Origin of the sequence: Roseateles chitinivorans, from assembly GCF_050632235.1 — a bacterium.
In the GTDB taxonomy this organism is placed as follows: Bacteria; Pseudomonadota; Gammaproteobacteria; order Burkholderiales; family Burkholderiaceae_C; genus Roseateles; species Roseateles chitinivorans_A.
This window is the reverse complement of record NZ_CP192584.1, coordinates 3,870,259-3,883,576: the sequence shown is the minus strand read 5'-3', so window position 1 is coordinate 3,883,576 and position 13,318 is coordinate 3,870,259. Positions and strand designations below refer to the sequence as shown.

The 13,318-nt window shown below is 69.1% G+C and carries 13 protein-coding genes and 1 pseudogene; 3 read left to right on the top strand and 11 right to left on the bottom strand.

Annotated elements, in window-relative coordinates; genetic code table 11:
- Nucleotides 1-4: 4 nt before the first annotated feature.
- From ACQ859_RS17810 to ACQ859_RS17770, 9 genes and pseudogenes are all read right to left on the bottom strand, one after another.
- Nucleotides 5-904: a hypothetical protein gene (locus ACQ859_RS17810; RefSeq protein WP_431262039.1), complete on the bottom strand. Its 900-nt coding sequence runs from the start codon at nt 902-904 to the stop codon at nt 5-7.
- Nucleotides 905-996: 92 nt separating this feature from the next.
- A complete protein-coding gene (locus ACQ859_RS17805) occupies nt 997-2,286 on the bottom strand; it encodes an ABC transporter substrate-binding protein (RefSeq protein WP_431262038.1) in 1,290 nt (429 codons plus the stop codon).
- Nucleotides 2,287-2,345: 59 nt separating this feature from the next.
- Nucleotides 2,346-3,224 (bottom strand): PfkB family carbohydrate kinase, encoded by an 879-nt coding sequence (locus ACQ859_RS17800; protein WP_431266585.1) that lies wholly within the window; start codon nt 3,222-3,224, stop codon nt 2,346-2,348.
- Between the two features lie 75 nt (nt 3,225-3,299).
- Nucleotides 3,300-4,529: pseudogene (locus ACQ859_RS17795) on the bottom strand (AGE family epimerase/isomerase); the annotation flags it as partial.
- Nucleotides 4,530-4,546: 17 nt separating this feature from the next.
- Nucleotides 4,547-5,536: a LacI family DNA-binding transcriptional regulator gene (locus ACQ859_RS17790; protein WP_431262037.1), complete on the bottom strand. Its 990-nt coding sequence runs from the start codon at nt 5,534-5,536 to the stop codon at nt 4,547-4,549.
- A gap of 112 nt (nt 5,537-5,648) precedes the next feature.
- Nucleotides 5,649-6,254 carry a hypothetical protein gene (locus ACQ859_RS17785; RefSeq protein WP_431262036.1) on the bottom strand — a complete coding sequence of 202 codons (606 nt, stop codon included), beginning with the start codon at nt 6,252-6,254 and terminating at the stop codon, nt 5,649-5,651.
- Complete coding sequence (locus ACQ859_RS17780) at nt 6,251-7,030, bottom strand: DeoR/GlpR family DNA-binding transcription regulator (protein WP_431262035.1); 780 nt, start codon at nt 7,028-7,030, stop codon at nt 6,251-6,253. Before ACQ859_RS17780 ends, ACQ859_RS17785 begins: the two co-directional genes overlap by 4 nt.
- A 94-nt stretch (nt 7,031-7,124) precedes the next feature.
- Entirely contained in the window at nt 7,125-8,129 is a 1,005-nt protein-coding gene (locus ACQ859_RS17775; protein WP_431262034.1) for a Bug family tripartite tricarboxylate transporter substrate binding protein, read from the bottom strand.
- Nucleotides 8,130-8,266: 137 nt separating this feature from the next.
- Nucleotides 8,267-9,340, bottom strand: a complete 1,074-nt coding sequence (locus tag ACQ859_RS17770; RefSeq protein ID WP_431262033.1) for a tartrate dehydrogenase — start codon at nt 9,338-9,340, stop codon at nt 8,267-8,269.
- A 166-nt stretch (nt 9,341-9,506) separates the two neighbouring features.
- On the opposite strand from ACQ859_RS17770, the gene ACQ859_RS17765 reads away from it, so the two are divergent.
- A complete protein-coding gene (locus ACQ859_RS17765; protein WP_431262032.1) occupies nt 9,507-10,463 on the top strand; it encodes a LysR substrate-binding domain-containing protein in 957 nt (318 codons plus the stop codon).
- A 48-nt stretch (nt 10,464-10,511) separates the two neighbouring features.
- Here the strand turns inward: ACQ859_RS17765 and ACQ859_RS17760 are convergent, their stop codons facing one another.
- Entirely contained in the window at nt 10,512-11,267 is a 756-nt protein-coding gene (locus tag ACQ859_RS17760) for a hypothetical protein (protein WP_431262031.1), read from the bottom strand.
- A gap of 221 nt (nt 11,268-11,488) precedes the next feature.
- Here ACQ859_RS17760 and ACQ859_RS17755 point away from each other — a divergent pair, with 221 nt between their 5' ends.
- Nucleotides 11,489-11,728, top strand: coding sequence for a hypothetical protein (locus ACQ859_RS17755; RefSeq protein WP_431262030.1), 240 nt, complete (start codon nt 11,489-11,491; stop codon nt 11,726-11,728).
- Nucleotides 11,729-11,796: 68 nt separating this feature from the next.
- Nucleotides 11,797-12,132, top strand: coding sequence for a YnfA family protein (locus ACQ859_RS17750; protein WP_431262029.1), 336 nt, complete (start codon nt 11,797-11,799; stop codon nt 12,130-12,132).
- 64 nt (nt 12,133-12,196) lie between these two features.
- Here the strand turns inward: ACQ859_RS17750 and ACQ859_RS17745 are convergent, their stop codons facing one another.
- A complete protein-coding gene (locus ACQ859_RS17745; RefSeq protein ID WP_431262028.1) occupies nt 12,197-13,306 on the bottom strand; it encodes an S-(hydroxymethyl)glutathione dehydrogenase/class III alcohol dehydrogenase in 1,110 nt (369 codons plus the stop codon).
- Between the last annotated feature and the right edge of the window lie 12 nt (nt 13,307-13,318).

The window sequence follows — 13,318 nt, the reverse complement described above, 5'->3', positions numbered from 1 at the left end:
CATGTCAGCGGCTGCCGCCCAGGTCGTAGTTCCAGCGCAACTCACGGCCTGCGGGAATGTCCTCCGACGCGCGGAACGCGTGGATGCGCGCGGTCCAGCCATGATGCAGCCGGACGGGGAAGGACTCGCCGCGCACGTTGTAGCCAGTGGCCGGATGACCGCCCGGCCGGCCTTGTGCATCGAAGAGAAACAAGGTGTTCATCAGCGACAGCAGGTTCTCGCCGTTGACGGCCACCTGGCCGATCGGATCGGAGGCCGACATCAGGTAGCGGTCGTCGTCCAGCAGGAACAGGTCGACCTCGTCCAGCAGCTGGCCGCCGTAGACGCCGAGACAGGTGCCCGCCGCGATGTCGTGACGCGCGAAGAGCCCGCGCTGGCCGATGAGCGCGGCCTCCTGCGGCGAACGCAGGTCCGCGGCCTCGATGCGACGGGGCTCCAGCAGCCGCAGCGCATGCGCGGCCCGGGTGCGTCGACCGACGCGGGCGTCGGTATAGGGTGCCACGTCCGCGAACGCCTCCGCGCGATCCAGCACGTCCACCACATGGACGGCGCCATGATCGGCATCGCGGAACGGCGGATCGCCGGCGGACTCGGCCGAGTACTCGCGACGCGCCACGCGCTCGCGATGGCGCAGCCGCACCTGTGCGAGCAGCGCCAGCCAGCGCTCGGTGCCGTAGGACATCAGCGCGAGCTGACGCTCGCGCTCATCGGTCGGCGTGGCCGCCTCGTCCGTGGGCATCAACGCCAGCACGCGCTCCTGGCAGTCGAGCACATGGGTCATGTGCGCGCGACGCCGCTGCGGCGAATCCGGCATCGTATCGATGCGACGGTAGCCGTCCCACAGCCAGCGGTCCACGTCCGCGCGGTCGTGCGGCCGTACCGTATCGATGAGCACCTGGTCCATGGGGCCTCCGGAGGATGGAGGACCGAGTCTGTTCCTCCCTCCGCCGAAGACCCCGTCGCAGGCGAAGCGAACACCTCGCCCGCGAAGCGCGCTTACTGCGTCTTCGCCGCCGAGACCAGCCGGTCCATCGCCTGCGCCGGCGTGATCGCGTCGCTGTTCCAGAACTGGCTGACCACGTCCTTCATCGCGCCTTCCGCCGACGCCCGGACCGCCATGCCATGGGCGATCGACGGCAGCAGGGTATTGGCCTTGCCGGCTTCCGCGAAGTCCGCGGCCGAGGCCTTGGCGCAGTCGTCGTACTTGGCGAGGCTGACGCCCTTGCGCACCGGGATCGAGCCCTTCTCGAGGTTGAAGGATTCCTGCACCGCCGGCGACAGGATGGCCGAGGCCATGTCGCGCTGGGCCTGCTGGTTCGCGTCGCCCTTGACCTTGAACATCGCGAACGAGTCGACGTTGAAGGTATAGGACTTGGCCGTGCCCGGCGCGGGCACGCACAGGAAGTCCTTGCCCGCGGTCTTGCCGGCGGCGAGGAACTCGCCCTTGGCCCAGTCGCCCATGATCTGCATGGCGGCCTCGCCCTTCATGACCATCGCGGTCGCGAGGTTCCAGTCGCGGCCCGGCGCGTTGCGGTCGGTGTAGGCCTTCAGGCGGCGGAAGGTCGTCAGCGACTTCTCCATCGTCGGGCTCTTCAGGCTGGCGGGGTCGAGCTGGATCAGCGCCTTGCGGTAGAACTCCGGCCCGCCGGTGCCCAGCACCACGGTCTCGAAGGTGGTGAAGTCCTGCCAAGACTGCCCGCCGTGCGCCAGCGGCGTGACGCCGGCCTTCTTCAGCGCGTCGGCCGCGACGAAGAACTCGTCCCAGGTGGTCGGCGGCTTGACGCCGGCCTTGCGCATCACCTCGGGGTTGATCCAGAGCCAGTTGACCCGGTGCACGTTGACCGGCACCGCGATGTAGTGGCCCTTGTACTTCACGATGTTGCTGATCACCGGCAGCAGCAGGTCGTCCCAGTGCTCGGCCTTGGCGACGTCGTCGATGTTGGCCAGCATGCCCTCGGCGGCCCAGTCCTGCAGCAGCGGACCCTTGATCTGCGCGGCGGTGGGCGCGTTGCCCGAGATCGCGCGCGACTTCAGCACCGTCATCGCCGCGTCGCCGGCGCCGCCGGCCACGGCGAAGTCCTTCCACTTGTGGCCCTTGGCCTGCAGCTGGTCCTTCAGGCCGGAGATGGCCTTGGCCTCGCCGCCGCTGGTCCACCAGTGCAGGACTTCCAGATCGCCCGCGCGGGCCGGTCCGGCCGCGACCGCCATCGTCGCCATCGCGGCGGCGGCCAGCAGGCCTCGGCGGGTCCACGGGGTGGTCGTTGTCTTCTTGATCGATGTCTTCATCGTTGTCTCCTCTTGTCTCCGGGGATGGAGTGGTTGTCGTTGATCGACGGGATGGAAGGTCAGGCAGCCCCTTCCGCTTGAAGCTGGTCGTACAGACGCGAGACGGTCGCCGCCTCCGGCGGCGTGGCGCCCCGCTGCAGGCAGGCGGCGGACCCGGCCGCCAGCGCCGCATGCAGATGCGCGCGCAGCGGACGGTCCGGGTGCCGGTGCAGGCTGTGCAGCAGGCCCGCGACCGCCGCGTCGCCCGCGCCGACGGTGTCGGCCACGGTGACCGCCGGCGCGCGTGCCATGCAGGCCGCGTCGTCGCGGGACAGGTAGGCCACGCCGCCGCCACGCGTCAGCAGATAGAGCGCGTCGGGATTGAAGGCGCGCAGCCGCGTCATCGCATCGTCGAGCCCGAGTCCGGGGAACAGGCCGCGCAGGTCGTCGTCAGACACCTTGATCACGTCGGCCAGCGCGCACATGCGGCGCAGCGTCGGCTCGTAGCCGTGCGCCATCAGGTTGCGGAAGTTGGGGTCGTAGCTGATGGCCACGCCCTGCCCCTTCAAGCGCTCGGCCAGCGCGACCAATCGCGAGGCCAGCGGCTCGCGCGCCAGGCTGATGCCGCCGAAGTGCGCGCGGCGCGCTTCACCGGCCCAGCCCTCGGGCAGCGCGTCCGGATCGAAGTGCAGGTCGGCGCTGTCGCCGCCGACGAAGAAGTAGCGCGGCGGTTCGCCCTGCTCGACGATCGCCAGCAGCGGTGCCCGGTCGACCTGCTGCAGCAGCCGTGTATCGAGGCCCACCGCTTCGCTGGCCCGCACCAGTTCATCGCCGAACAGGTCGCGGCTCACCGCGCCGGCGAAGGCCGTGCGCGCGCCCAGCGCCGCCAGCGCGCGCGCCACGTTCCAGGTCGAGCCGCCGACGCGGCTGATCCATTGGTCGGGCGCCTGCTGCAGCATATCGGTGAGGGCCTCGCCGACGCACAGCAGTTCGGGGGCGTCACGCATGGTCGGCCCCCGCATGCCGATGCCGTCCAGCACATCCACGATGTCGTAACACGCACCCATCGTGTGGTAGTCGACCTTGCCCGCCGGACTCTTCTCGTCGCTGTACTTCCGGTTCTCGCCGTCGAGGATCCGATACCACGCGCCATGCGCGTGATCGACGAAATGCGTCCAGCTGTAGCCCCACAGGCGCTGGTACCAGTCCCAGTAGACGCCGTCCCCGGTCCGCGCGGCCAGACGCGCCGCGGCGGCGGCGCTCTCGGCCTGCACCCAGAAGTACTTGTCCGGATCGCACACGCTCAAGTCCGGCGCCAGCGAGTAGCAGAGCCCGCCGTGCTCGGCATCCCAGCCGCGCCGCACGGCCACGAGGAACAGCTTGCTCGCGGTGGGCAGCACCCAGTCCAGGTCCTGGTCGAGGTACTCCGCACGCGCTTCCAGCTGGAGCAGCAGCTTGGTCCACTCGGTGAAGTGGCCCGGCTGGTAACCCCACGGGCGGAAGAGATTGGCCGGATCGTCGCGGTTGAACAGCCAGTCCGGCTGCCAGTGCGCGTCGTAGTGCTCCCAGACCAGGCCGCCGCAGCGCTCGGCCTGGCGGCGGGTGATGTTCTGCGCCAGCAGCGCGGCGCGGGTCAGGTAGCGCGACTCGCCGGTGGCGTCGAAGGCCGCCAGCAGCGCCTCGCACGCATGCATGTTGGCGTTCTGGCCGCGGTACGGCGACAGCACGTGCCACTGTGGGCTCGCTTCGTCGGCGTAGAGGCCGCCAGCCTCGTCCCAGAAGTGTTCCTCCAGCTGCGCGAAGGTCTCGGCAATCCACGGCCGCGCCTCCTCCACGCCGGCCATGACCGCATGCGCGTAGGCCAGCAGCACGAAGGCCAGACCGTAGGCGTGGCGCGTGGCGTCGAGCACCTGCGCCTGGCCGTCACGCCAGTCCAGCAGCCACGCGTAACCGCGCAGCGCGTCGTCGTAGTGCGCCTCGCGCAGGAAGCGCACGCCGTGCCTCACGCCGTCCAGGTAGGCCGGATCGCCGAAGCGACGGTAGGCCATCGCATAGGTGAACACGTAACGCGTGCTGCTCACCAGGTGGCGCTGATGCGTGTCGTAGACGGTGCCGTCGTCCTTGAAGAAGTGGAAGAAGCCGCCGCTCGGGTCGATGCAACGCGGGTGGTAGAAATCCATCGTGTGCCGCGCATGCGCGAGCAGCACGTCGCGGGAACGGAAATCGGGCAGGTCGCCGGTCACGGAGGAAGTTGTCTGTGTCATGCAATGAAGGGATGGGGTCAGTCGTTGCTGCTGGTGCTGTCGCGCACGACCAGTTCCACCGGCAGGGTCAGTTCTTGAGGCTCGTCCGCCGATGTGCCGAGCAGCAGCGCCACGCCCTTGGCGCCGAGCGACTCCTTGTCGACGCGCACCGTGCTCAGCGGCGGATGGGCGACGGAAGCGCCGCCGATGTCGTCGAAGCCGACCACGGCGATGTCCTCGGGAATGCGCAGCCCCTCGTTCAGGCACTGGCGCATGGCGACCAGCGCCGCGCTGTCGTTGAAGCAGACGACCGCGTCGGGGCGCTTGCGGCGCCCGAGCAGCTGGCGCATGGCCTCGATCACGCCGGCCTCGCCGTCGCCGAGCTGCGGCGCGATGACCTCGAGGTCGGGATCGGCCTGCACCTGGGCCTCGAACAACGCGCGGCGGTAGCCGCGGGCGCGCTGCTCCAGGCTGTAGTGCGCCGGCGATCCGGAGATCAGCCCGATCGTGCGCCGCCCGCTGCGCAGCAGGTGGCTGGTCGCGAGGAAGCTGCCGTGCTGATGGTCCGGATTCACCGAGGTCATCCCGCGCCGGTGCATGTCGACCAGCACCGTCGGCTTGCCGCTGCGCCTGAGGGCCTCGAGGACCTCGGGCTCGAAGTAGCCGACGCACAGGAAGGCGTCCAGCTGGTGCCCGCGGGTCTGCTCCACGATGGGCTGGCCCGGGCCCGCGACGATGAAGGACAGCGACAAGCCCTCGCGCCGGCAGACCTGTTCGGCGCCGTGCAGCACGGCGGAAAAGAACGGGCTGGACGCGAGCGTGTTGTGCTGGCTGTGCAGCAGGAAGCCGATGCGCCGGATCTTGTTCTTGCGCAGCTGCGTGAAGTCGTAACCCAGGCGCAAGGCGGTGTCGCGGACGACCTGGCGGGTCTCCTCCGACAGGCCGGACTGGTTGCGGAGACCGCGCGACACGGTGCCGATGGACAGGCCGGCGGCCTTGGCGATATCGCGGATGGTGGTGCTGCTCATGGGTGGGGACGATTCTTGAAGTGCCCTTTTCAGGGGTCAACAAAGTCCCGCGAGTTTCCCAAGTGTTTAGGCCGCCGCGCTAAACACCCCTTCCCGACCTCGACATCCGTGTTCAGCGCCCCTGCCCTGGCGCCTCCGGCAGATAGGGCCACGCCACCACGATGGCGATCATCATGGGCGCGGCGACCAGCGCGGCCGCCAGCGGCGGCTCAAAGCCGACCGCCAGCAGTCCCGTGGTCACGAGCGCGCCGCCCGCGCCCGCGAAGCCATAGACCGCCCGGAGCGCCGGCGTGCAGCCCTGGCGGATCGACACGGCGAGCGCCTCGGCCGACGCCTGCATCGCCACGTCCAGCGCGCCGGCGACGACACCGGCGGTGAACAGGCCGGCGGCCAGCAGCGCCGGAGATCCCGCGAACGCCAGCGTGGGCGGCAGCAGCGCCGACCCCAGGCCTGCGATGAGCACCTGCCGCCGCGCACCGATCCGGGACCATCCGGCGCCGAGGCTCCGGGTGCCGAGCCACGCGCCCGCCATCAGCGAGAGCACGGCTGTGACGAGTTCCGCCGCGTCGAGTGCCAGGTGATGCGCCAGGCAGGGCAGGAGCGCCAGGACACAGGCGATCCCGCAGCCGGCGACGATGAAGGCCAGGCGCACGGCCAGGCGCGCCTCCGGCCGGTCCGCGGCGGGATCGAGGGACCAGCCGTCGTCCAAGGCGCTCACTCCGCCGGGTCGACCGGGATGACCTCGGACCCGGTCTGGCGCAGTGCCTTCAGGACACTCGCGCCGACATCGCGTTCGATGACAACGGTGTGCAGCGCCTCGAGGCCGGCGACGCGGTGAGCCGCGGCGGCCTGCAGCTTGTCGCGGGTCACGAGTCCGACGACATGGCGGCTGCGCTCGATGAGGGTGCGCTTGAACGCGGCCTCGCGGAAATGCGTCGTGAGGATGCCATCGCTCATCGACAGCGCGCAGACGCCGACGAACCCGCGATCGATGCGCAGGCGCGAGAGGCTGTCCACCGCGGCCGCGTCGACGCAGCCGCCCAGGTGCGGATCGACCTCGCCGCCGATCATCAGCAGGCGCAGGTCCTGGCGCCGCAGCACCGCGGCGGCGACGTCGACGGCGTTGGTGGCCACCGTCAGGTCCGCGTCCTCGGGCAGGAACTCGACCAGCGCGAGGTTGGTGCTGCCGGTGTCCAGGAACAGCAGCTCGCCCGGCCGGACCGTGGCCGCGCCGGTGCGCGCCAGGGCGGACTTGCGATCGGGCGCCTCCTTCATCCGCGCCGCGAGCGGGCGGTCGTTGGCCGCGATCGGCACCGCACCGCCGTAGACGCGCCGGCACAGGCCGTCCGCGGCCAGCGCGCGGAGGTCACGCCGGATGGCGTCCTCGGACAGGTTGAACTCGGTGGCGAGGTCGGCCGCGACCACCGCCTGGCCGGCGGCGAGCCGGTCCGCAATGACGTGCCGGCGGGCGTGAGGAAGATCGGACTGCGACATGACACCTCAGGGAGCGAGTCGCGATTGTGCACGTTATTTCATGTTCATGCACGATCATGCGCAGTCCGACCGATGATCGACGGGCCGGTCGCCCTCACTCGATCTGCACGTTCGCCTCCTTCACGAGCTTGGCGAACTTGCCGGTCTCATTGCGGATCTGCGACGCCAGCTGCTCGCTGGTGCCGCCGGTCGTCTCGGCGCCGATTTCCTCCATGCGCTTGCGGAACTCCGGCGCCTGGAGGACCTTGACCATCTCCGTGTTCAGCCTCGCGACGATGTCCTTGGGCGTGGCCACCGGCGCCAGCACGCCGAACCAGGTGCCGATGTCGAAGCCCTTCAGGCCGGACTCCTCGAGCGTGGGCACGTCGGGCAACGCGCTGGAGCGCCGGGCCGTCGTCACCGCCAGGGCGCGCAGCTTGCCGGCCTTGATGTGTGGCAGCACCGGCGTGACGGTGTCGAAGGACATCTGGATCTGCCCGCCGAGCAGGTCCGTCGCCAGCGGCCCGCTGCCCTTGTAGGGCACGTGCAGCAGGGTCGTGCCGGTGAGGTTCTGGAACTGCGTGCCGATCAGGTGCTGCGCCGTGCCGTTGCCGTTGGAGCCGTAGGTCCACTGGCCGGGCTTGGCCTTGAGTTGCGCGACCAGTTCCTGCACCGTTTTCGCGGAGGTCTGGCTGGCGTTGACGACCAGCACGTTGGGGACCAGCGCGATGCTGGTGATGGGGACGAAGTCCTTCTGGAAGTCGTAGGGCAGCTTCTTGTAGACGCTGCTCGCGATGGTATGGTGGACCGCGCCGATCAGCAGCGTGTAGCCGTCGGGCTTGGCCTTGGAGACGTAGTCGGCGCCCAGCGTCGCGCCGGCGCCGGGCCGGCTCTCGACGATCACCGGCTGGCCCAGGCTCTGCTGAAGCTTCTCGGCCAGCGCGCGGGCCAGCACGTCAGTCGTGCCGCCGGCGGGGAACGGGACGATCAGGGTGATCGGCTTGGCGGGCCAGGGTTGGGCGAAGGCCGGTGTTGCGATGCCGAGGGCGGCGATGCCCACTGAGATCGCCGACACCGCGATCAATGACCGGCGGCCCGAAGAGGTCGGAACTTGGCTCATGGTTTGTCTCCTGGTCGATGGCTCTGACGGCCATTCGAAGGGTGGTACTGCGGGAGACCGCAGCCCTCACCCCCACCCTCTCCCGCTTGCGGGAGAGGGTCAGGGGTGAGGGCCAGCGGCGGTGGAAGCAAGGAGCGTCAGGCGGGCCGGCGCAATGCGGCGATGACAGCGGCGGTAACGTCGGTCGTCTTCGCCTTCCCGCCGAGGTCGCCGGTGTGCAGCGACGGATTCGCCGTCACGGCTTCGATCGCGCGCATCAGGCGCTGCGCGGCCTCGGGCTCGCCGAGATGTTCCAGCAGCATCACCGCGGACCAGAAGGTGCCGACGGGATTCGCCAGCCCCTGGCCCATGATGTCGAAGGCCGAGCCGTGGATCGGCTCGAACATCGACGGATAACGGCGCTCCGGATCGATGTTGCCGGTGGGCGCGATGCCCAGGCTGCCGGCGAGCGCGGCCGCCAGATCACTGAGGATGTCCGCGTGCAGGTTGGTCGCGACGATGGTGTCCAGCGTCGCCGGCTTGTTGACCATGCGGGCGGTCGCGGCGTCGACGAGTTCCTTGCCCCAGGTGACGTCGGGGAAGTCCTGGGCCACCTGCGCGGCGATCTCGTCCCACATCACCATCGCGTGGCGTTGCGCGTTGCTCTTGGTGATCACCGTCAGCAGCTTGCGGGGCCGCGACTGCGCCAGCTTGAACGCGTAGCGCATGATGCGTTCGACGCCGGTGCGCGTCATGATGGACACGTCGGTCGCGGCCTCGATCGGATGGCCCTGGTGGACGCGGCCGCCGACACCGGCGTATTCGCCTTCCGAGTTCTCGCGCACGATGACCCAGTCGAGGTCCTTCGGCCCGCAACGCTTGAGCGGCGCGTCGATGCCGGGCAGCACGCGGGTCGGGCGCACGTTGGCGTACTGGTCGAAGCCCTGGCAGATCTTCAGCCGCAAGCCCCACAGCGTGATGTGGTCGGGGATGTCGGGATCGCCGGCGGAGCCGAACAGGATCGCGTCCTTGTCGCGCAGCGCGGCCAGGCCGTCGGCCGGCATCATCTCGCCGTGCGTGCGATACCAGTCGCCGCCCCAGCCGAAGTCCTCGAACTCGAAGCGGAAGCGGTCGGTCGTCGCGGCCAGCGCCTCGAGGACCTCGCGGCCCGCGGGGATCACTTCCTTGCCGATGCCGTCACCGGGGATGGTGGCGATGCGATAGGTCTTCATGGGGGTCTGTCTCCAGGTGATGTCGGGAATGGCCTGATCCGACTCTAGGAGCGCTCTGCCCTGCGGATCGCGGCTAAAGTCAATCCGTCTTCAACTTGGATTCAACAATTGGCAGGGTTTCTCCATGGCTTCAAAGACCTCGCAGCGCGCTTCAGCCGCTGGCGCAATGGACAAGACCGTCACCGCGAAGGTGGCCAAGGCGTCGACCAGCACGGCGGCGATCGCACCGGCCGACCTGGGTTTCTTCTCGGCGCTGTGCAGTGCCGGCAGCCTGAGCGCCGCGGCGCGCGAGCTCGGCATCACGACGGCGGCGGTCAGCAAGCACCTGACGCAGATGGAGAGCCGGCTGGGCACGGCGCTGCTGAGCCGGACCACGCGCCGGATGAGCCTGACGCAGGAAGGCGAGCTCTACCTGGAGCACGCGCGGCGGATCCTTGCGGCTATCGATGACCTGCGGGAGGTGATGAGCGCCAGCGGCGGCACCGCGAGCGGCCTGCTGCGCGTGAACGCGACGCTGGGATTCGGGCGGACGCACATCGCGCCGCTGATCTCGGGTTTCGTGCGCCAGCACCCGAAGCTGCAGGTGCAGTTGCAGCTGTCGGTCAATCCGCCGCCGTTGAACGAGGACGCCTTCGACGTCTGCATCCGTTTCGGCCCGCCGCCGGACGCGCGGGTCATCGCGCGGCGCATCGCCGCGAACCGCCGATTGCTCTGCGCTTCACCCGCCTATCTGCGCTCGCACGGCATGCCGAAGACGCCGGCGGAGCTGGTGCGGCACGATTGCATCGGCATCCGTCAGGGCGAGGAAGCGTACGGTCTGTGGCGGCTCTCTTCGAAGCGAGGCCGCAAGACGGTCACCGAAGCGGTGAAGACGCGCGGCGCACTGACGACCAATGACGGCGAGATCGCGGTGAACTGGGCGCTCGACGGGCACGGGATCCTGATGCGCGCGGAATGGGACATCGCGCGCTATCTGGCGACGGGTCGACTGGTCCAGGTCTTGCCGGAGTGGGAGACGCCCGATGCGGACATCTATGCGGTGTACCCGCAGCGGGTCCAAGGCACCGCGCGGGTCAGGCAGTTCGTGGCGCATCTGGCCAAGGTGCTGGGGAAGACGAGTTGATCGGTCTCATGCCGATCCATCGAAGCCGCTGATTGGCCCCCACCGTCGTCAGTGCGACTTGATGAAGGGGGACACGGCGGCGAAGACCGTGGCCGCCAGTCCGATCAGACCGAACACGAAACCGACGGACCACTTGATCGCGCCGAAGATCACGCCCTGCGTCGCCAGATGATGATCGCTGGTCGTCTTGTGCATCTCCGCCCGTCCCGCGCCAAACCCTTCCTTCATTTCCGCGCGCAGCGCGCCGATCGTCACGTTCATGGCCGCAGTGCCATCCTTCATTTCCGCGCGCAGCGCACCGATCGTCACGTTCATGGCCGCAGTGCCATCCTTCATTTCCGCACGCAGCGCGCCGATCGTCTCGTTCACGGCCGCAGTGCCATCCTTCATTTCCGCACGCAGCGCGCCGATCGTCTCGTTCACGGCCGCAGTGCCATCCTTCATTTCCGCACGCAGCGCGCCGATCGTCTCGTTGACGGCGGCAAAGCCGTCCTTCATCTCGGCGCGCAGAGTTCCGGCCTCTTCCTTCAGCTCCACACGGACCGCACCGAGACCTTCCTTCATCTCTCCGCGGAGCTGCTCCAGTTGGGCGCGCGTGGCGAGCGTCGGCAGGACCGTCTCGATCGCTTGCACCCGGGCGATCAGCTCCGGATCGGACCGCGCGGCGCGCTCGGCCGTGCTGCTCTCATAGGGGTTCACTGGCATCGTCTGTTCCTCGATAACGGCGGGCCCCTGCCCGCCATGGAGAGCAACTCTGCCACCGCTGACACGGCCCAAAATCGAATTCGGCCACCGCTCCCCCATCGGTCGGTCTCAATCTCGGCGCTCATTGCGGCGCGTCAAAGAGAAGCGAGAAAACGCCGTCCCATAGGGGTGTGGATCGACCGCATATACAGCCCCATTGGGGGATGGACACAGAGCGTCAAGCGGCCATCCCTGATGCGTGCATCCTGTAGACCCCACGATGCAGTCTGTCGCCTGACTGGCGCATCGCCCCGCCACCCGCGCTAAGGTATCGATGTGCCGTGATCGATCGCGGCCTCACCAAGGAGTGCGTCATGGGCATCGTCGGCCTGCTGTTCTGGTTGGTCCTGTTCGTGCTGTGCTGGCCGCTGGCCCTGCTGGCCCTGGTCCTGTGGCCGATCGCCTGGCTGTTGACGCTGCCGTTCCGGTTGATCGGACTGAGCGTGGAAGCAGTCTTCGCGCTGCTCAAGGCCATCCTGTTCCTCCCGGCCCGGGTGCTGGGCTGGAAAGAGTCGCGCTGACCGGGCGCCTGGCGCTGGTCGCTCCGGGCCCGTCGTCGCTCGGTCTTGCCGGGCGCGAGAATGCGTCGATGGACCTGCTCAAGACCTTCCTGCTTTTCGCCTTGACCGCACTGGCCGAGATCGTCGGCTGCTACCTGCCCTACCTCTGGCTGAAGCAGGACAAGCCGGTCTGGCTGCTCGTGCCGGCGGCCGGCAGCCTGGCGCTCTTCGCCTGGCTGCTGTCGCTGCACCCCACCGCCGCCGGTCGCGTCTACGCCGCCTATGGCGGGGTGTACATCGGCGTGGCGATGGTCTGGCTGATGCTGGTGGACAAGGTGAAGCCGTCCACCACCGATTGGATCGGCGTCGCCGTCAGCCTGGTCGGCATGGCCATCATCATGCTGGGGCGGAAAACGCCGGGCTGAGCCGGGCCAGGCCCGGCCGAGCCGGCGCCTCCGCCAGCCGCCGCATCCCGCGGCGGCCTCCGGCTCAGTAGTGCACCACCGAGCGAATCGACTTGCCCTCGTGCATCAGGTCGAAGGCCTCGTTGATGCCAGTCAGCGGCATCGTGTGGGTCACGAACGGCGCGAGCTGGATGTCGCCGCGCATCGCCTCCTCGACCATGCCCGGCAGCTGCGAGCGGCCCTTGACGCCGCCGAAGGCCGTACCTTTCCAGGTCCGGCCCGTCACCAGCTGGAACGGCCGCGTCGAGATCTCCTGACCCGAGCCCGCGACGCCGATCACGATGGACTGGCCCCAGCCACGGTGCGCGCACTCGAGCGCCGCGCGCATCACATGGATGTTGCCGATGCACTCGAACGAATGGTCGACGCCCCAGCCGGTCATCTCGACGATCACCTGCTGGACGGGCTTGTCGAAGTCCTTCGGGTTCACGAAGTCGGTGGCGCCGAAGACCTTGGCCAGCTCGAACTTCGACGGGTTGGTGTCGATCGCGATGATGCGGCCGGCCTGCGCCAGCTTCGCGCCCTGGATCACCGCCAGGCCGATGCCGCCGAGACCGAACACCGCCACCGAGTCGCCCGGCTGCACCTTGGCCGTGTTCTTCACCGCGCCCAGGCCGGTGGTCACGCCGCAGCCCAGCAGGCAGACCTGCTCCGGGTTGGCGTCCGGACTGATCTTGGCCAGCGACACCTCGGCCACCACGGTGTACTCGCTGAAGGTCGAGCAGCCCATGTAGTGGTAGATGGGCTTGCCCTGGTAGGAGAAGCGCGTCGTGCCGTCGGGCATCACGCCCTTGCCCTGCGTCGCGCGCACGGCCACGCACAGGTTGGTCTTGCCGGACTTGCAGAACAGGCACTCGCCGCATTCGGCGGTGTAGAGCGGGATCACGTGGTCGCCGGGCTTGACGCTGGTGACGCCCTCGCCCACCTCGACCACGATGCCCGCGCCTTCATGGCCGAGCACGGCGGGGAACAGGCCTTCCGGATCGTCGCCGCTGAGCGTGAACGCGTCGGTGTGGCACACGCCGGTGTGGGTGATCTTCACCAGCACCTCGCCCTTGCGGGGCGGCTCGACGTCGATCTCGACGATCTGCAGCGGCTGGCCAGCTTCGAACGCGACGGCGGCACGGGATTTCATGGGAGGGCCTTT

Excerpts from the sequence above, each read along its gene's own strand:
- ACQ859_RS17780 (WP_431262035.1), bottom strand. The coding sequence starts at position 7,030 with ATGTCGCAGTCCGATCTTCCTCACGCCCGCCGGCACGTCATTGCGGAC.
- ACQ859_RS17810 (WP_431262039.1), bottom strand. The coding sequence starts at position 904 with ATGGACCAGGTGCTCATCGATACGGTACGGCCGCACGACCGCGCGGAC.
- ACQ859_RS17805 (WP_431262038.1), bottom strand. The coding sequence starts at position 2,286 with ATGAAGACATCGATCAAGAAGACAACGACCACCCCGTGGACCCGCCGA.
- ACQ859_RS17760 (WP_431262031.1), bottom strand. The coding sequence starts at position 11,267 with ATGGGGGAGCGGTGGCCGAATTCGATTTTGGGCCGTGTCAGCGGTGGC.
- ACQ859_RS17745 (WP_431262028.1), bottom strand. The coding sequence starts at position 13,306 with ATGAAATCCCGTGCCGCCGTCGCGTTCGAAGCTGGCCAGCCGCTGCAG.
- ACQ859_RS17765 (WP_431262032.1), top strand. The coding sequence starts at position 9,507 with ATGGACAAGACCGTCACCGCGAAGGTGGCCAAGGCGTCGACCAGCACG.
- ACQ859_RS17770 (WP_431262033.1), bottom strand. The coding sequence starts at position 9,340 with ATGAAGACCTATCGCATCGCCACCATCCCCGGTGACGGCATCGGCAAG.
- ACQ859_RS17775 (WP_431262034.1), bottom strand. The coding sequence starts at position 8,129 with ATGAGCCAAGTTCCGACCTCTTCGGGCCGCCGGTCATTGATCGCGGTG.
- ACQ859_RS17790 (WP_431262037.1), bottom strand. The coding sequence starts at position 5,536 with ATGAGCAGCACCACCATCCGCGATATCGCCAAGGCCGCCGGCCTGTCC.
- ACQ859_RS17750 (WP_431262029.1), top strand. The coding sequence starts at position 11,797 with ATGGACCTGCTCAAGACCTTCCTGCTTTTCGCCTTGACCGCACTGGCC.
- ACQ859_RS17800 (WP_431266585.1), bottom strand. The coding sequence starts at position 3,224 with ATGCTGCAGCAGGCGCCCGACCAATGGATCAGCCGCGTCGGCGGCTCG.